The organism is Anaeromyxobacter sp. PSR-1 (assembly GCF_000964525.1).
Classification (GTDB): Bacteria; Myxococcota; Myxococcia; order Myxococcales; family Anaeromyxobacteraceae; genus Anaeromyxobacter.
Genome location: NZ_BAZG01000001.1, coordinates 62389 through 80187 on the forward strand (window position 1 = coordinate 62389; position 17799 = coordinate 80187).

Genomic DNA, 17799 nt, shown 5'->3' on the forward strand with positions numbered 1-17799 from the left:
GTCGCGGGCGATCTGGACGTATCGATCCTCCTATCGCCCTGCGCCCGGCGCCGCGCCCGCCTCTTCGAACTCGAGGTGAACGTGCTCGTCGTGGCGGACCCAGACCGGCCGCCGGGTGATGCGGCTCCCGAGCGCGCCGAGGCGGCGGCCCGAGGGCGTGTCCAGCACGAGGGGGACGTACTCCGGCGCGAGGATGACCCTCGCGATGCGGAGCCCGCGCCGCGCCGACTGGTCCTCCGCCTCCAGCAACAGGGCGGCGAGGCTCTCGAAGTCGATCCGCTGGTCGCCCCGCTCGCCTCGCGCGTCGAACTCGAGCCCGTAGCCGAACGCGTTCCACGGCCAGGCGCCGAGCGACGCCGCCGCGCCGGCCCGGGTCCGGAGCGGCACGAACACGTCCACCGCCATCCCGTTCTGGTGCGAGCGGTGGGGCCTGAACCGGCCTCCGCGCGGCCAGCCCGTCTCGCCCACCACGAACGTGCGCCCGCCCTCGGATCTCGACCGCGTCGCGAACGTGGCGAGGAGCACGTCGCGGACCCGTCCATGGACGTACTGGCGGCCCAGCGCGGACCCCAGGAACGAGTATGTCACGTACCCCGGCCCCCACGGCGGGATGACGTGCGCGTGCTCGACGCTGCCGCGGGCGATGGTGCCGATGGCCCTCGACGGCGTGTCCCCGTCCGCGAGGACCCGCAGCCAGGCCCACGCGAGCGCCGCCGGGAACGCGGTCACCGCGAGGACCACCGCCGAGATGGCGAGGCGCTTCAAGCCGAACCCCGCGGGCCGCCTGGACCCGATCCGCGATACCCCATCCGCTCTCCTCGGCGCGCACCTCGCGTCACGATACGCGCATCTGCTACCATCCGTGCAGTGCCGCGTGCGCCTGCCGGTGGGAGATGGGTCCGGGTCCTCCTGGGCGGACTCGCCGCATGGGCGCTCTTCGTCGCGCTGGCCGGGCTGCCGCACGTCTCTCCGTCGCGTGGTTCGTCCCGCCGGCGTGATCGTCGTCGCCTCTGCGCTGATCGCATTCGGCCTCTGGTGGTTCCCGGGCGTCAGGTGACGACCCTGCGCCTGGCGTCGCTCACAGGGTGAGCAGGAACCCCGCACCGACGCGGACGCCGGGTCGGCCGTCGTGCCAACCTGCCGCGCTCACCACCGCGAGATCGACGAACGGGAGGTGGAGCGTGACGGCCGGCCCGGCGCCGATCCACACGCGGGTGCGGTCCGGCCCCGGGGATGGGATGGTGTGCCAGCCGGCCTCGAGGCCGAGCGTCGCGTACTCCAGGACGTCCCAGACGATCTCCGCGCTCGCGGCCCCGCCCGGCCGATCCCGGGCGGTGCGGGATTCGTGCGCGCCGTAGGCGGCGAGCCGCCCCCGCAACGCGACGTCGGGCGCGAGCCGCTTCCGGCCCATGGCGCTCACCCCGTACGACCAGACGGTGCCGCGGTCCGCGTCGTGATCGATCCCGACCAGCCCGGCTTCGACGGCGAGCTCGGGACGCTCGAGCGCCTCCACCTCTCCGAAGGAGAGGCGCAGGGCCCCCGGCGCGCCGACCTCGAGGCGATCGGTGATGCCGAGCGCGAGCCCCCAGCCCCCGGTGAAGCCGCCGTGGGCGAGCCACCGCTCGCGCGCCACCCACCACTGGAATCCACCCGCCGGCAGCGTGAGCGACCGTCGCGCGAGCCCCGGCTCGAAGCGCTTCGGGAAGTCGTCGGCGCGCGCCGCGGCGGCGACGTTCGCGGCGCTCGCGGGCCTGAGCTCGACCCCGTCGACGAGCGCGCGCCACGAGTCGGCGAAGTCATCGTCCGGGAGGCCGCCCGTGTCCAGCGCGGTGTACGCGATGACGCATGCGCGATCCGGGGCGGCCGGTGGCACGAAGGCGATGAGCGCCGAGTGGACGACGCGCTTCTGGAGCAGGCCGGCCTTCGCGGCGGTCTCCTCGGCCCGGATCGCCACGGCGACCGCGGCGTCGCCGAAGGTCCGCGGCGGGCTCGCGTCGAGCGCCTCGATCGCCGCGGCCGGATCGCCGAGCTTGCTCCTCGCCTCGGCGGAGAGCTGGGCGAGGACGGCCTCACCGGACGGCAGCACCGTCCGTCGGTCCTGCTCGGAGATCTCGATCCACCGATCCCGCGCGCGACCGTCCCCCGCGTGGACCAGCTCGAACCCTCGCACCGGCACGTCGAACGTGCGCGCCACCTTCCAGCCCGGGCCCGCGGGCGCCGGAACGACGGCGGACTGGAGCTGGAGCACCTCGCGATCGCGCACCGGCCGCGTGCGCGGCCCCCAGGAGCATCCGGACATGAGGAGGCCCACCACCAGCACCACTGCGAACCGGTCCATCCGTCTCCTTTTCGACCCTCGGCGCCGATGCCGTGGAGTCCTCGATGTCACTCAGGCCGTCGGCGGCCGTTCCAGCGAACGCGAGGCTCTAGCAAGCGCGATACCACACCATTCGTGACATCATGGAACGCTTCGTGCTCCGACGCCTTCGGCGACCTGTTCCTCGGCGGCGCCGACCTGTCGAACGACGCGACGCACCTGGACGGCCATCGCGCGGTCATAGCTCCACGGATCACCGCCTTCAGCTACCGGTATCCCTGGCCGTCGATCTTCACCAACAGCGGCGAGCTCGCGATGTCCATCCACGTCGCGTTGCTCGACGCGCGCGGCGCCGTCGCCTTCGAGCAGACCTACGTGGCCGAGCGCGTCGAGGTCCCTGGCCGGCCCGGCGTCCTGGCGGCCGAGAACATCACCCGGGCCGCGCACGTCGCCGCCCAGGCCGTCATGTTCCGGGCTGCCGAGGACATCCGGGAGCGGCTCGCGCCCCAGGCTGCACCGCCTGCTCCATCGACCGAACCGGTGGCGGAGGGCGCGCGCCTGGGGACGGCCTCACCGTGAACCCGGCGCACAGTGTGGCCCGGGCGTGACGCCACCGCCTCAGGGCGAGCGCTGGTGCGCCTGCCCCGTTCCGTTCGGGCTGAGCCCCAGGACGGTCCAGCCCGCGGCGACATGGCGGCCCAAGGGCACGGGTGATGGCGCCCGGCCACCCGACCTCGGAGCGCGTCCCCACGTACTGCGCGCTGTGCGTCTCGCGCTGCGGCGCGATCGCGACCATCGAGGACGGGCGCTTCGTCCGCCTCGATCCCGACCCGTCGCATCCCACGGGCCAGGCGCTCTGCGCGAAGGGACGGGCCGCGCCGGAGCTCGTCCATCACCGCGACCGCCTGAAGTACCCGTTGAAGCGCACGCGACCGAAGGGCGATCCGGACCCTGGCTGGCAGCGGATCGGCTGGGACGAGGCGCTGGAGCTCACCGCGTCGCGGCTCGGCGCGCTCGCCGCGGAGTCCGGGCCCGAGAGCGTCGCGTTCAGCCTGGTGTCGCCCTCGACCTCGGCGTCGGACGACTCGATGGCCTGGGTGGAACGGCTGATGCGCGCGTTCGGCAGCCCGAACCTCGTCGGCGCGATGGAGCTCTGCGGCTGGGGCCGGTACTTCGCGACGGGCTTCACGTTCGGTGCGCCGGTGCCCGGGAAGTACCTGCCCGACCTCGAGAACGCCGGCTGCATCCTGTTCTGGGGATACAACCCCAACCACGCGCGGCTCGCCCACGCGACCGCCACCCTCGCGGCGCAGAAGCGCGGGGCCCGCCTCGTCGTGGTCGACCCGCGGCGCACCGAGCCGGCACGGCGCGCCGACGCGTGGCTGCAGGTGCGCCCCGGCACCGACGCCGCGCTCGCGCTCGGGCTCGCCGGCGTGATGATCGAGCGCGGCTGGTTCGACGAGCCGTTCGTGCGTGAGTGGACGAACGGCCCGCTGCTCGTCCGCTCGGACACGGGCCGCCTCCTCACCGACGCCGACGTCTCGGAGGGCGGGGACGCGGGACGCCACGTCGCCTGGGACCGAGCCGCCGGCCGCCCCACCGGCTACGACCCGCGCCGTGGACGGTACGACGTGGACCCCACGGACCTCGCCCTGTCCGGCGAGCACACGGCGAGGACGTGGAAGGGCGACGTGCGCTGCCGGACGGCGTTCGACCTCGCGGCCGCGCGCTGCCGCGCCTACCCGCCGGAGCGCGTCGAGGCGATCACCGGCGTGCCGCGCGCCGAGGTCGAGCGCTCGGCGCGGCTCCTGTGGGAGTCGAGACCCCTCGCCTACTACGCGTGGAGCGGCGTCGAGATGCAGACGAGCTCGACGCAGATCGCACGGGCGATCGCGCAGCTCTCCGTGCTGACCGGCAGCCTCGACGCACGCGGCGGCAACGTGCTCTTCCCGGCGGTCGCCAGCCCCGCGGTCGGCTCCGAGGTGCCGGCGCGGCCGGCGCGCCCGGCGGTGGGGCTCGGCGTCGCGGATCGTCCCCTCGGCCCGGCGCGGTGGGGTTTCGCGACGACCGACGAGCTGTACCGCGGCATCCTCGAGCGCGAGCCGTACGCCGTGCGAGGTCTCGTCGGGTTCGGCTCCAACCTGCTGCTGTCGCACGGCGACGTCCTGCGCGGACGCGGGGCGCTGGCCGCGCTCGACTTCTACGTCCACGCGGACCTCTTCATGAACCCGACCGCGGAGCTCGCCGACCTCGTCCTGCCGGTGGCGAGCGGCTTCGAGCGCGAGGCGCTCAAGCTCGGCTTCGAGGTGAGCCCCGAGGCGCAGTCGCTCGTCCAGCTGCGGCGGCCCGTGGCCGCGCCGCCCGGCGAGGCGCGCTCCGACACCAGGATCGTCTTCGACCTCGCCGTCGCGCTCGGCCTCGGCGAGCACTTCTGGAACGGGGACCTCGACGCCGCCCATCGCCACCAGCTGGCGCCCTCGGGCCTCTCGCTCGAGTGGCTGCGCGCGCACCCGGAGGGCGCGCGCGTCGCGCTCGAGACGCGCTACCGCAAGTTCGCGGAGACGGCCGGCGGCGTCCCGCTGGGCTTCGGCACGCCCACCCGCAAGATCGAGCTGTACTCGGAGACGCTGCTCGCGCACGGCCAGCCGCCGCTGCCGGAGTACCAGGAGCCGCAGGTCGGCCCGGTCTCCCGTCCGGACCTCGCCGAGCGCTACCCGCTCGTCCTCACGTGCGCCAAGCACACCCTGTTCTGCGAGAGCCAGCACCGCGCGCTCCCCAGCCTGCGGCGCAAGGCGATGGACCCGGAGGTCGAGCTGCATCCCGTCGCCGCGGCGGAGCGAGGCATCGCGGCGGGCGACTGGGTCCGCATCGAGACGCCGGAGGGTCGCGTCCGGGCGCGGGCGCGGCTGAACGACACCTTGCAGCCGGACGTGGTCTGCGGCCAGCACGGCTGGTGGCAGCCGTGCCCCGAGGTGGGCGCGCCGGGCTACGAGCCGTTCGGCCCCGACGGCGCGAACTTCAACCTGCTGATCGGGAACGCGGCCATCGACCCGATCAGCGGCTCCGTGCCTCACCGGGCGTACCTCTGCGAGATCCGGCGGGCGGAGGAGGCCGGCGGGCGATAGGCGGCCTGCAGACGAACGAGAGAGGGCCGGCGCTCGCCGGCCCCCGTCGCGCCCTTCGTCCGCGGCGGCTCAGGTCAGGAAGTACTCCCGGGCCAGCTCGTCCCAGCCCTCGCCTGCCAGCGCCCGGGCGATGCCGTGGACCGGCGTGCCGCCGTCCTGCAGGACCTGCCCGAGCTCGGGGGCGAGGCGGAGCGCGAGCGTGTCCCCGGCCGCGTCGAGCATCCGCTGCGCCGGCGCCTCGGCCTGGAGCTGCCGGAAGTTCGCGACCAGCCGCGGCGCCTTCACCTTGAACAGCCAGCCGGCGCCGTAGGGGTCCTCGAGCGCGCCGTGGGCGCTGACGCGCGGGTTCACCGCCACCACGGTTCCATCCACCGGCGAGAGCATCGCGACGCCGCGGTCCTCGTCGCGCAGCTCGATGGCGGGCTCACCCTGCGCCACCCGCGTCCCGACCGCGGGCAGCTCCACCGTCGCCGGCCCCACCAGCTTGTGCGCGAAGTCGTCGATGCCGACCGAGACGAGCCCATCGCCTCCCAGCCGCGCCCAGGTGTGGCCGGGGTGCAGGTGCACGTCGGCCGGAACGTGGAACCAGCCGGCCGAGGCCGGCCGGGGGATGGCCGTCGCGCCGGCGGGGCGCGCGGCACGGAGGGCGGCGGAGATGGCCTCGCGCAGCGGCGGCGAGACCCGCACCACCTCGCGCACCTCGCGGCGGCCTCCCTGCACGTACCGCCAGAACGGGATGAAGAGCAGCAGGTAGCCGATCCCGAGCCCGTACTCCAGGAGCTTCGCCGGGTAGACCGAGAGCAGATCGTAGGCCATTGGCTCCCTCGTCCTTGCGTGGCGTGCGCTGCCGTCGACCGGGGTCAGTGCGTGGCGGAGAGGTCGAGGGCCGGGATGATGGCGAATCCGATGAGGGCCAGCACGAGTGCGAACATCATGGCGTGCTCCTTGTCAGCTCCTGCGGTGGGCTTCCGTCGCTGCGGTCCTTCGCCCTTCGCCCGTGCTCAATGGCAAGCCGCGGGCCAGCGCAGGCGCGCCGCACCCCGATCCTGGGAACCCCGTGCGGACACGCACGGTTGCGCGCGAGCGGCCGCGGCGAGCTCGTCGGCGCGCGTCGCGACGCCCGCGGCGAACTGGTGAGAGCGACAGCGGCGCCGCGTCGCTCCCGGCCAGAATCAGCCGCAATTCCGGGTCAGTCGGGCGCGCGCGCGCCACTGACGAGGAACGCAACACGGTGCAGAGTTTCGCGACGGCCTTACGACGGCGCCATTGGGTGCCGGCCGCGGGTCGCGAAGTCGGTGTTCCCGAAGTCGGTCGCCCCACTGACGGGCGTGAGACCCGCTCACGGGTCGCGCATCGTGGTCGAGAGATTCGGTCGAGCTGTGGGGTGCGTGTCTCGCAAGAAGTCGATGAGTGCTCTGAGCTTCGGCGAGACACGGCGGCGGCTCGGATAGAAGAGACGGAACGACTCGTGGGGCGGGCTCCAGCTGGCGAGCACGCGCACGAGGCTTCCCTCCTCGAGGAACCGCTCGATGTAGCCGTTCACCGTGTACGTGAGCCCGAAGCCGTCCAGCGCGGCCTGGAGGAGCGCGGCGGAGTCGTTGAAGACGAGCCGAGGCTCGAAGCGCAGCTCGTAGCGCTCGCCACCTCTCTGGAACTCCCAGGGCTCCACCACGCCCGACGGCTGGTGGCGGAAGCCGATGCACGCGTGGGCCTTCAGATCGCGCGGGTGCCGCGGCGTTCCGTGCCGCCGGAAGTAGGCGGGCGTGCCAAGCACCTGGGCAGTGAGCCGAGGGCCCACGTCGATGCCGACCATGTCCTGCGCGACGACGTGTCCGAAACGAATGCCCGCGTCGAAGCCCTCGCGCACGACGTCCGAGACGCCAGAGTCGATGAACACCTCGAGCGCGATGTCCGGGTACGCGGCCATGAAGCGACCAAGGAGTGGCTGGAGCACGATGAGGTACGCGCCGCGCAGGACATTCAGCCGGAGCCTCCCTCGGGGGCGCTGGCTCAGCTCCCCGACCGCCTCGTTTGCCGCCTGGAGCGCTTCGAGCGCAGACGACGCGCTGGCGAGGTACCGTACGCCCACCTCGGTGAGCGACACGCTGCGGGTGGTTCGATGCAGGAGCGCGGCGCCGAGTCGGTGCTCCAGGTGCCGGACCGCCTGGCTCACCGCCGAGGGCGAGACGCCGAGGCGCCGCGCGGCGGCCGAGAAGCTTCCGAGCTCCGCGACCAGCATGAACTGCTCGAGGCCTTCGAGTTTCGGACCGCTCATGACTTTGAAGTTACCGCTTCAAAGTGCGTCAAGCCACGCCGCAGTTTCACGAAGGCGCGCCGACCTGCATCCTTCCTGCACCTCGACCCAAGGAGCATCGAGATGGGACGGCTTCGCGATGGCGTCTTCGTCGTCACTGGAGTGAGCAGCGGACTCGGACGTGCCCTGGCCCGTGAGGCGCTCGCCGCCGGACACCGCGTCGTCGGCACGGTTCGAACCGAGGACGCGCTCGTCGAGTTCGAGCGGTCGGCGCCCGGCCGTGCCTTCGGACGGCGCCTCGACCTGACGGACACCGCCGCCGTGCCGGCGCTGGTCGCCGGCATCCAGCGCCACCTCGGGCAGGTCGACGTGCTCGTGAACGCGGGTTACGGGCACGAAGGGACGGTGGAGGAGTCGCCGCTCTCGGAGCTGCGGCACCAGATGGAGGTCAACTTCTTCGGGACCGTCGCGCTGACCCAGGCGGTGCTGCCGCTCATGCGAGCGCGCCGGCGAGGGCACATCCTCACCGTCACCTCGATGGGAGGCATCATCACCCTGCCCGGGATCGCGTACTACCACGCGAGCAAGTTCGCGCTCGAAGGGCTGTTCGAGTCGCTCGGGAAGGAGCTTCGCACCTTCGGCATCCACGTGACGTGCGTGGAGCCTGGAGGCTTTCGCACGGACTGGGCAGGCCGCTCGCTGGTGCGTTCGGAGCGGCACGTCGCCGACTACGACGAGGTCATGGGGCCGATCCGGAAGGCGCGGCTCGAGCGTCACGGCAACCAGCTGGGCGACCCCGCAAAGGCCGCGCGCGCGATGCTCGCCGTCCTGGACGCCGAGCACCCGCCCGCGCATCTCGTGCTGGGGTCGGACGCGCTGTCTCTCGTGCGAGAGAAGCTGAGTGCGCTGGAACGCGAGATGACCACCTGGGAGTCGCTGAGCGCGTCAACAGACCTCGACAAGGGCGAGCGTTGAGCCCGGCGCGCCGGCGGCGGTGAGGACCGGCGCCGTCAGCGCACGCCGGCTTCAGGCCGGCCGGGCCAGGTACGGAAGGGCCTGCGCCACCATCGCGTCCGACGCGGTCAGGCTGATCCGGAAGTAGTCGGGCTGCTTCATGAGCGCGCCCGGCATGACGAAGATCCCGTCGTCGGCCAGGGCGTTCCACTGGCGGACGGGGTCACCCGCCCACCGTGCCCACAGGTAGAAGGTGCCCTCGGGCGCGAGGACGCCGTGCCCGGCCCGGCCCAGCGCCTCGCTCAGCGCATCGCGCCGCCGAGCCAGCGCCGCCACGTCGATGGTGAGGCGCTCCAGCTGCGGCACGGCGTACTGCATGACGGCGTTCGGAAAGCACCACCCCAGCGCCATCTGCGTCGCGAACATGACCTCGCGCAGCTGCTCGCGATCGGAGGCGGGCATCCGCGGCGAGAGGGCCAGGTAGCCGAGTCGCTGCCCCGGTGCCAGCAGGACCTTCCCGTAGCTGTACGAGACGAGCGTCCAGGGGTAGACGGCCGCCGGGCTCGTGAAGCCGCGGCCGTCGAAGCGGATGCGTCGATACGGCTCGTCGGACAGGAGGAAGATCCTGCGGCCGATCCGGCGCGAGGCGCGCTCCAGCACCTCCGCCAGGCCCGCCAGCTCTTCACGCGCGTAGATCCGCCCGGTGGGGTTGTGGGGCGTGTTCACGATCACGAGGCGGGTGTCCGGGCCGATGGCCGCCTCGATGGCCTCGAGGTCGAGGTCGAAGCGCGGCGCGCGGAGCGCCACCTCCCGCGGCACGGCGTCGGCCGCCAGGAGCATCGGCTCGTAGCAGAACCAGGCCGGCGCGTTGAAGATGGCCTCGTCCCCGGCGTCGAGCAGCAGGCGGAACGCGAGCGAGATGGCGCCGAAGGCTCCGGCGGTGAGGGCCACGTCGGCTGGCTCGAGCGGAAGGCCCAGCTCCTGGCCGACGGCCTCGGCCAGGAACGTCTGCGGCGCCTCCTCGCTGGACTTGTAGGCGAACCAGTTCTCGTCGCGGGGGACCGCGGCTTCCCGGATGGCCGCGACGAGCCCGTCGAGCGGCATCTCGTGCGGGTTGCCGAAGGTGAAGTCGGCGATGGTGGGATCGCCGCGCCGTTCGCCGTACCGCGAGCTGAAGTAGAAGCTCGTGACGGGCTCGAACGCCCCACCCGCCGCCGCCGCCCTCCGCGACACGATGGCCATGACCGTGCGCCCTCAGGCCTTCGGCGCCGCGTCCGGCACGGAGCGCGCGATGGACTGTTCCTCCTCGGTCATCTCGGCCGGCACGTGCGCGAAGAGCGGCGTGCTCAGGTAACGCTCACCCGTGTCCGGCAGCATGCAGAGGATGTTGGCCCCCCGCTCCGCGCCGGCGGCGACCTGGAGGGCGCCGGCCAGCGTGCCGCCGGAGGTGATGCCCACGAAGATCCCCTCCCGTGCGGCCAGCTCCTTTGCGCAGCGGATCGCCTCCGGCCCGGGGACGGTCACGATGCGGTCCACCAGCTTCAGGTCGACCGCGTCGCCGGTCAGCTTCGGGATGAAGTCCGGGGTCCAGCCCTGCATCGGATGCGGCTTGAAGCTGGGGTGCGGCGCAGCCGGGGTGCCGTCCGGATTCCGTGCCTGCGCGGTCCCGCTGCCCAGGAGCGGCGCCTCCTGCGGCTCGCAGACGACGATCTTCGTCTCCGGCCGTTCCTTGCGGAGCACGCGGGCCACGCCCTTGAGCGTCCCGCCGGTCCCGTAGCCGGTCACCCAGTAGTCGAGCCGGTCGCCCGCGAAGTCGGCCAGGATCTCCTGCGCCGTCGTGCGCGAGTGATAGTCGGGGTTGGCCTCGTTCTCGAACTGGCGCGTCATGAACCAGCCGTGCGCGGCCGCCAGCGCCTCCGTCTTGCGGATCATGCCCACGGCGCGCTCCGCGGCCGGGGTGAGCACCACCTTGGCGCCCAGGAAGCGCATCAGCCGGCGCCGCTCGACGCTGAACGACTCGGCCATCACGAGCACCAGCGGATAGCCCTTGGCCGCGCAGACCATGGCCAGGCCGATGCCGGTGTTGCCGCTGGTCGCCTCGATGACGGTCTGGCCCGGCTTCAGCGCCCCCGACCGCTCCGCCGCCTCGATGACCGCGATGGCGAGCCGGTCCTTCACCGAGCCGAGCGGGTTGAAGGCCTCCACCTTGACGAACAGGTTCACGTTCGGTGGAGCGAGCCTGTTGATCCGGACTACGGGAGTGTTTCCGATCGTCTCGACGATGCTCGCGTAACGTCGACCACCCATGGCGCACCTCGTGGAGCGGCGGGGGAGCCGCCGCTCGAGGCGACATCTGTAATGGGGGCGCGCCGCCCGGAGAGGGACCGAACGGGATCGTCGGCCTCGCGCTCCCGGGCCCGCATGGGGCCCTCGCCGGGACGCCTGCCGTTCGGTGCCGGCGTCGAGCCTATTTCCCGAGCACCTGCTCGACCGTGCCAACCTGGAAGACGACCGCAGCGCGAGCCCACGGGAACCGCTGCTTCACCCGCTGGTGGTTCGGGGTGTCCACCTCGAGCACGGCGCGGCCGCTGAGGCGGAATCCGATGCCCGCGGGATCGTGTCCCCCCACGATCATCTGCACCGGGCTTCCGCTCCGGAGGTTCTCCTCGGTCTTGCGGTACCCGCCCGCCGGGAAGATCAGCGTGTCGCCGTCGAGCACGTCGATGTAGCTGTTCCACGTCGCCACGAGGTGGGGGCCGTCCGCCCCCTGCGTCACGAACGCAGCCGAGCCCTCGCCCTTCAGCGCCGCCCTCAACCGATCCGGAATCATCGTTCCCTCCGCTCCTGCGACCCGTGCCCCGGCCGCGTGCGCAATGGGTCTACCGGTTGCGCCGGAGGATCGCCACGGGAGTGTTCGTTGGCTCCGGCGTGCGGATATACTCATCGTGGAAGCCATTCATCGCTGCGAGACCGGCCCGGAGACCGACGGCATGAGACAAGACGGCGCGCCCGAAGCCACCTCTCCGGTCGGCGGGAGCCGCCCGAGTCCGACAGCTGAGACGGGTCCGGCCTCGAGGCGCCGGGTGCCTTGGGTCACGGCCACGGCCTGCGCCGCGATGGTGGCGCTCTTCGCGGTGGTCTCCGTGACGCCGGACGAGGCGCCGCTCGCATCGTGGGGCTACCGCGGCGACGCGTTCCAGGTCTGGTCCGGCGCGGCATGGGTCCTGCTCGCTTCGGCCTTCATCCATCAGCACCTGTGGCACCTGGCGGTGAACGTCTACTGGCTCTGGACGCTCGGGCGGGCGGTAGAGGCCGCCTTCGGACCGCTCACGATGGGACTGCTCCTGCTCACCTCCGCGTTCGTGAGCTCGGCCTTCCAGCTGGCCATCTTCGACGAGGTCGGGGTGGGCGCGTCCGGAATGACGTTCGCCGTGTTCGCCTTCGGCTGGCTGGCGAGGGGCAGGCGCACCGAGCTGAGATCGATCTTCACGACGACCATCGGAGTCGTCTTCGCCTCGTGGTTCGTCGGTTGCTGGATCGTCCTGACGCGTCTGGTAGCGAACGGGGCTCACCTCGGCGGGCTCCTGTTCGGAGCGCTGGTCGCGGAGGCCGTGGTGATGGGCAGGCGGCCCCGCCTGGCGAAGGCCGGAGCGATCGTCCTGCTCCTGCTGGCGCTCGGCGTCAGCGTCGCCTGCCCGTGGTCCGCCACCTGGTGGGCAACCAAGGCGTACGGAGCTCACGCCCGCGGCCAGTACGACCTGGCCATCGGCGCCTATGACGTGAGCCTCCGGTTGCGGCCCGACCAGCCCTGGGTCATGGCGAGCCTGATCCGTGCCTACCGCGCCGCGGGGAAGGCGAACGCTGCGGCCTCGGTCCTGGCGAGGCTGAGGACCGTCTCGCCCGAGGAAGCAGCCAGGGTCGACGAGGAGGGCGGCAAGACGATCGAGTGATCGGCGCCCACCAGGATCGCCGTCCCCGCGTAGCGCAGCGCGCGCGGGGAGCCGGGACCGGGTACACTCCCGCCGCGTCCGCCATGCTCGATCCCCTCGTCCGGCTCCTCGCGCAGAACCCGCTCCTGCTCCTGTTCCTGGTGGCGGCGCTCGGCTATCCGCTCGGCCAGGTGAAGCTGCGGGGCAGCCGGCTCGGGGTCGCGTCGGTGCTCTTCGTGGGCCTCGCGGCGGGGGCCCTCGACCCCTCGCTGGCGCTCCCCGAGATCGTCTACATGCTCGGCCTGGCGATCTTCGTGTACGCCATCGGCCTCTCGTCGGGCCGGGCGTTCGTGGCCTCGCTCCGGCGCGACGGGATCCGCAACACCGGCCTCGCGGCCTTTGCCGTCGCCCTGGCGGTGGCGCTCTCCTACCTCGCGCGCCGGCTGCTCGGCCTGGACGCGTCGCTCACCGCCGGCCTCTTCGCGGGCGCCACCACCAGCACCCCCGCCCTCGCTGCCGCCATGGAGACGCTCAAGCAGACGGTCCCCGGGCACGCACTCGCCGAGCCGGTGGTGGCCTACTCGATCTGCTATCCGTTCGGCGTGGTGGGCGTGGTGCTGGCGGTGCGCGCCGGCTGGTGGCTCTGGAAGCCGGACCTCGCCGGCGAGGCGCGACGCCTGGCCGAGATGGGCGCCGCGAACGAGCCGCTCGGCTCGACCACCGTGCGCGTCACCGAGGACATGGGCGCGCTCACGCTGGAGGAGCTCGTGCGCGGGCTCCGCTGGCACGTCATCTTCGGCCGGCTGCTGCGCGGCGATCGGCTCATGCTGGCCGCGCCGGACGTGCGGCTCGAGGCGGGCGACCTCGTCACGGTGGTCGGCACCCCCGCCGAGCTCGAGCGGGTGGTGGAGCGGCTCGGCATGGTCGCCGACGAGCCCATCGACACCGACCGGAGCGAGTTCGACCTCCGGCGGATCTTCGTGTCGAGCCCCGAGGTGGCCGGGCGGACGGTGGCGGAGCTCGACCTGCCGCGCCGGATGGGCGCGGTGATCACCCGCGTCCGGCGCGGCGACGTGGACCTGCTCCCCGCCCCGGCCCTGCGGCTCGAGGTCGGCGACCGGGTCCGGGTGCTCGGCCCGGTGAAGCAGCTCCCCGGCGTCACCGCCTACTTCGGCGACTCCTACCGCGCGGCGAGCGAGGTCGACATCCTCACCTTCGGCCTCGGGCTCGCGCTCGGCCTGCTCCTCGGCATCCTCCCGCTGCCGCTGCCGGGCGGGGTACGGGTGTCGCTCGGGTTCGCCGGGGGGCCGCTGGTGGTGGCGCTCGTGCTCGGGACGATCGGGCGCACCGGCGGGATGGTCTGGCACCTCCCCTTCAGCGCCAGCGTGGCGCTCCGGCAGTTCGGCCTCACCCTCTTCCTGGCCGGCATCGGAACGCGCGCCGGCGTGGGCTTCCTCGCCACCTTCGCGAGCCGGGAGGGGCTGCTGCTCTTCGCCGCCGGGGCCGCGATCACGTTCGCCACCTCGCTCGCGGCGCTCTTCGTGGCCCACCGCCTCATGAAGGTCCCGATGAGCCTCGCGCTCGGGATGGTGGCGGGGATCCAGACCCAGCCGGCGGTGCTCGGCTACGCGCTCGATCAGACCGGCAACGAGATCCCGAGCCAGGGCTACGCCGCGGTGTACCCGGCCGCCACCATCGCGAAGCTCCTGCTGGTGCAGCTGCTGGTAGCCTTCGGCTGACCTCGCGAACCACTCGGCGGCGAAGGAGCGCCGAGCGCGGGGCGCTTCCGACGCCTCGCCGTAGGTCAAGACCTCGGCCACCTGAACACCTGAACACCGCGAAGGTGGTGAGCGCGGCCGTCGCCGCAACGACGACGTGCATCGCCCATCTTCGCACCCCAGGCCGGGCGAGACGCGGTCGCCCGCGGGTCGGGTCCACCCTACGTGAGCTTTCCCGTCCTGCGAGTGGCGGACGCTGGTACGCTCGGAAGGTGAAAGCCAGACTCAACGCGCCGTCGTGGCAGAACGTGCTTGGCGTGGTCACGCGGCTCGACACGGTGCTCGCCGCCGTGTTCATCGGCTTCGCTGCAGCTCCGATTCCGTCGGCATGGCTATGTGCCGAGGCGACATGCCGGTCCCCCATCGACACGTTCTCGTTCTACGGGGCCACCGGGTGCGCCGCGCTGGTGACGGGCGCCGCACTTTGGCGGTGGACGCGGCGCTGGTGGAGCAGGTCGCTCGCGTTCGTCGCTGCCTTGGTCTCGAGCTTCGCCTTGCCTGCGCTCGTGTGGCCTCACGCAGCGTGGTCGGTACGCGCTGACGGTGGACGGGAATGCCCGGTCAGGTTCGGCGAGCCTCGGGATGCCGTTCGGAGCGCCTGCGGTCCTCCGAGCTATTGGTGCGAGGGACCGAAGTACATCGACTCCTCGGGCTCCTGGAATCCACTCTCGTCCACCGTTTGCGGGTTCTCGGGCGACGTGTACGACTCCCGCTTGGTGACCTACGACTGCCGGGGCCGAGTAGCCTCGGTGACCGGGTTCCGCGCCGCCGACCCAGAGGTCTGGCGTCCGGTGGGATGTGTCTCATGGGGACGCTCGCGGTGATCGACGGCCCGAGCACTGTCCAGAACCGTCCGTTTCTGAGCAGGGCGAGCGCCGTTCGTAAACCCGCCCTTCACCCCGGTTTTGAAGCGGGCTGCAGAGGGGGGATTTTGAGCAGGTTCAGCCCGCGATTCACCGGCTCGCACCGACGGGATCGGGCAGGACGAAGAATGGCTCGGTGTGCTTGCCGAACAAGTACCGGGCTTCGCCCTTGAGCGTCGTGGGGTCGAAGTAGACGAGGCAGAAGGGCTCGATCTCTTCTGCTTCGATGAACGCGCCCTTGAACGGCCAACGTTCAAAGAACGACTTGCGCTGGTAGGTGCGGGCCGTCGCCATGACGCCCCCCTTCCACGGGATGGCCTCGAACACGCGCTCGACGGTGACGCGTCCGAGATCCACCTTCTTGCCGTCCCAGTAGGCGTCTCCCTTCCTGACCACGAGACGACTCAATACGGAATGGCTCGTCGTCCATGCCGTGCTCGTCTGGACCATCCCATCGATCACCAGCAGATCCTCGCCGTTCACGGCGAAGCGGTACGAACGGGCTGCCGGGTCCCAGACCCCTTGCACAGATCTGGTCGTCAGGCCGTCGTCGGCGAGCTCGATGAGGGTCAGCCCGTTGCTGCGCCCTCCAAGCATCAGCGTCGCGGGCTCGCTCGCGGAGTGGTCGGCGAGGTCCTGGGTACCGGCGCGGGCAGGCAAGCTCGGGACGACCGCCCAGGCGAAGCAAGCCACGACAGCGGCAATCCGGTAGCGCATGCGCTCATCGTGAAGAGCCGATTGGCATTGGTCAAGCAGGACGAAGGAAGACCTTCGCGGGTTGCGGCCCCCTGCGACAGGACCGAGGCATGACGAACAGCGCCCGGCCATGTGCGGCTTCAGCATCACCTTCGCGTCTCCGTCGTCGCGCCATCATGCGCCCGCCGCGACCGCGTCTGCGAAGCGGGGGAACCTGGGTTTGAAGGAGAGGTCTTCGCGGATGCGGCTGCCGTCGAGGAGCGCGTCGAAGGCGCTCGCGCGCACGGCGTCCGAGCCGTCTGGTGGCGCCGCCCCCACGGACGCGAACAGGGTGGCGAGCGCGGGGGACTCGTCGTCGACCACGTTGTAGATGCGGTGCGCAGGCGAGACGGCATCCAGCAGCCGGGCGACGGCCTGCGCGACGTCGACGTGGTGGGCGATCGACATGCGCTGCGCGGGCGGGAAGCCGCTCAGCAGAGGGATCGCCTCCTCGATGTGCGGATCGCCGTCGCCGTACACGAACGGGAGCCGGAGCACGCGCACATCGAGACCTTCGATGCCGAGGAGGAAGCGCTCCGCGGCCAGCTTGCTCACCGGGTAGGCCGCGGTCGGTGCGCAGGGATCGTCCTCGCGGGCGAGACGGCCGCCGTTCGAGCCGTAGACCAGGCCGGTGCTCGTGAAGACGAAGCGCTTCACGGACGCGGCACGGGCGACGCTCGCGAGGTGCCGGGTGCCGAGGTCATTGACCGCATGGGCTTGCTCGGGGGTCGCGCCGCGGAAGAACGCGGCACAGTGGACGACGGCGTCGATGCCGCCGACGGCGGCCACGAGCGAGTCCACGTCGAGCAGGTCGCCCGCGGCGAGCTCGACGTCGACCTCGCGCAGGTCGGCGGCCCGTGCCGGATTGCGCACGAGCGCTCGGACTCCATCGCCGCGCTGGGCGAGTCGCTTCGCGAGTCGGCTTCCGACCTTTCCGGTCGCTCCGGTGACGAGGATCTTCATGAGCCGACCCTAGCCCTCCGCGACCGTCGCGCCTTGGAAGAATCGGACACGCGGACGACGCTTGCGGGGCGGCGGGGTGCGCACTAACGATCTGCTCGTGCAGGCACCGGCCGTCCACAACGCTCGCATCGCGCCGACCGTGCCGACCGCGGCCGCCGTGGCGACATTCTTCGTGTCCGAGTGCGACCACGACATGCCGGGCCTCTCGCTCCCGCGTCCGGAGATCCAGCTCGTCGTGCGCTTCGGGCCGTCGGCGCGGGGTGGCCTCGACGTGCACGCCATGGGCGTCCGCCAGCAGGTACACCGCAAGCTCATTCGCAGCGGGCAACGGGCGGTGACCGCGCGTCTTCACCTGGGCGCTTCGGAGGCGGTGCTCGGCGTGCGGGCCTCCGCGCTCGCCGGGCGCATCGTCGCGCTCGAGGATCTCTGGGGCGACGCCGCGACGCGGCGTCTCCTGGATCGCCTCGCCGGCGCGCGCGACTCGATCGACGCGGCTGCGTTGCTCGAGAGCGTGATCATCGAACGCGTCGCGATCGCCGGCGGACGCCGCCCCGGCGCGCAGCGCACCCTCGACGCCGCGGATCGGCTCCGGCGCAGGAAGGTGAACGCCGTCGCCGCCGATCTCGGCGTGAGCGAGCGACACCTCCGTCGCGTGTTCCGCGAGCACGTCGGCGTGAGCCCCAAGGCGTACGCCAGGCTCGTGCGCTTCCATCGCGCGCTCGGCGCCGCGCGCGCGGAGCGTCACGCGAGCTGGGCGGGCATCGCCGCCGCGGCCGGCTACTACGACCAGGCGCACCTCATCGCCGACTTCCGCGCGATCGCGGGCGTGACGCCGCAGGCGCTTCTCGGTGAACTCCGGGTGGGCCCGTTGCTGGGGTGAC

15 protein-coding genes are annotated in these 17799 nt (G+C 72.3%); 6 read left to right on the forward strand and 9 right to left on the reverse strand.

The window, feature by feature from the left end; translation table 11 throughout:
* Positions 1 to 30 precede the first annotated feature (30 nt).
* Entirely contained in the window at positions 31 to 765 is a 735-nt protein-coding gene (locus PSR1_RS00300; RefSeq protein WP_237757761.1) for a penicillin-insensitive murein endopeptidase, read from the reverse strand.
* A gap of 313 nt (positions 766 to 1078) precedes the next feature.
* Positions 1079 to 2338, reverse strand: a complete 1260-nt coding sequence (locus tag PSR1_RS00305) for a hypothetical protein (RefSeq protein WP_059435655.1) — start codon at positions 2336 to 2338, stop codon at positions 1079 to 1081.
* A 114-nt stretch (positions 2339 to 2452) separates the two neighbouring features.
* On the opposite strand from PSR1_RS00305, the gene PSR1_RS00310 reads away from it, so the two are divergent.
* Positions 2453 to 2896 (forward strand): hypothetical protein, encoded by a 444-nt coding sequence (locus PSR1_RS00310; RefSeq protein WP_059435656.1) that lies wholly within the window; start codon positions 2453 to 2455, stop codon positions 2894 to 2896.
* Between the two features lie 134 nt (positions 2897 to 3030).
* Positions 3031 to 5442, forward strand: a complete 2412-nt coding sequence (locus PSR1_RS00315) for a molybdopterin-dependent oxidoreductase (RefSeq protein WP_059435657.1) — start codon at positions 3031 to 3033, stop codon at positions 5440 to 5442.
* Positions 5443 to 5511: 69 nt separating this feature from the next.
* Here the strand turns inward: PSR1_RS00315 and PSR1_RS00320 are convergent, their stop codons facing one another.
* Positions 5512 to 6258 carry a glycine cleavage system protein H gene (locus PSR1_RS00320; RefSeq protein WP_059435658.1) on the reverse strand — a complete coding sequence of 249 codons (747 nt, stop codon included), beginning with the start codon at positions 6256 to 6258 and terminating at the stop codon, positions 5512 to 5514.
* Positions 6259 to 6781: 523 nt separating this feature from the next.
* Entirely contained in the window at positions 6782 to 7717 is a 936-nt protein-coding gene (locus tag PSR1_RS00325) for a LysR family transcriptional regulator (RefSeq protein ID WP_059435659.1), read from the reverse strand.
* Between the two features lie 102 nt (positions 7718 to 7819).
* Here PSR1_RS00325 and PSR1_RS00330 point away from each other — a divergent pair, with 102 nt between their 5' ends.
* On the forward strand, positions 7820 to 8671 hold the full coding sequence (locus PSR1_RS00330) for an oxidoreductase (RefSeq protein ID WP_059435660.1): 852 nt from the start codon (positions 7820 to 7822) through the stop codon (positions 8669 to 8671).
* 51 nt (positions 8672 to 8722) lie between these two features.
* On the opposite strand, the gene PSR1_RS00335 is transcribed toward PSR1_RS00330, so the two are convergent.
* The 3 genes from PSR1_RS00335 to PSR1_RS00345 form a co-directional block, all read right to left on the reverse strand.
* Positions 8723 to 9892, reverse strand: a complete 1170-nt coding sequence (locus PSR1_RS00335) for an aminotransferase class I/II-fold pyridoxal phosphate-dependent enzyme (RefSeq protein ID WP_059435661.1) — start codon at positions 9890 to 9892, stop codon at positions 8723 to 8725.
* Positions 9893 to 9904: 12 nt separating this feature from the next.
* Positions 9905 to 10957, reverse strand: coding sequence for a cysteine synthase A (gene cysK, locus PSR1_RS00340; RefSeq protein WP_059435662.1), 1053 nt, complete (start codon positions 10955 to 10957; stop codon positions 9905 to 9907).
* A gap of 160 nt (positions 10958 to 11117) precedes the next feature.
* The gene (locus PSR1_RS00345) at positions 11118 to 11480 is read right to left on the reverse strand and encodes a pyridoxamine 5'-phosphate oxidase family protein (protein ID WP_059435663.1); all 363 of its coding nucleotides are present in this window, start codon (positions 11478 to 11480) and stop codon (positions 11118 to 11120) included.
* 286 nt (positions 11481 to 11766) lie between these two features.
* Here PSR1_RS00345 and PSR1_RS00350 point away from each other — a divergent pair, with 286 nt between their 5' ends.
* Entirely contained in the window at positions 11767 to 12600 is an 834-nt protein-coding gene (locus tag PSR1_RS00350) for a rhomboid family intramembrane serine protease (RefSeq protein ID WP_160308981.1), read from the forward strand.
* A gap of 83 nt (positions 12601 to 12683) precedes the next feature.
* Positions 12684 to 14318, forward strand: coding sequence for an aspartate:alanine exchanger family transporter (locus PSR1_RS00355; RefSeq protein WP_059435665.1), 1635 nt, complete (start codon positions 12684 to 12686; stop codon positions 14316 to 14318).
* A 992-nt stretch (positions 14319 to 15310) separates the two neighbouring features.
* Here the strand turns inward: PSR1_RS00355 and PSR1_RS00360 are convergent.
* Both PSR1_RS00360 and PSR1_RS00365 read right to left on the reverse strand, forming a co-directional pair.
* Positions 15311 to 15937, reverse strand: coding sequence for a hypothetical protein (locus tag PSR1_RS00360; protein WP_059435666.1), 627 nt, complete (start codon positions 15935 to 15937; stop codon positions 15311 to 15313).
* 153 nt (positions 15938 to 16090) lie between these two features.
* Positions 16091 to 16918 (reverse strand): NAD(P)-dependent oxidoreductase, encoded by an 828-nt coding sequence (locus PSR1_RS00365; RefSeq protein WP_059435667.1) that lies wholly within the window; start codon positions 16916 to 16918, stop codon positions 16091 to 16093.
* A gap of 97 nt (positions 16919 to 17015) precedes the next feature.
* On the opposite strand from PSR1_RS00365, the gene PSR1_RS00370 reads away from it, so the two are divergent.
* Positions 17016 to 17798: an AraC family transcriptional regulator gene (locus tag PSR1_RS00370; RefSeq protein ID WP_237757763.1), complete on the forward strand. Its 783-nt coding sequence runs from the start codon at positions 17016 to 17018 to the stop codon at positions 17796 to 17798.
* The last annotated feature ends 1 nt before the right edge of the window (position 17799 follow it).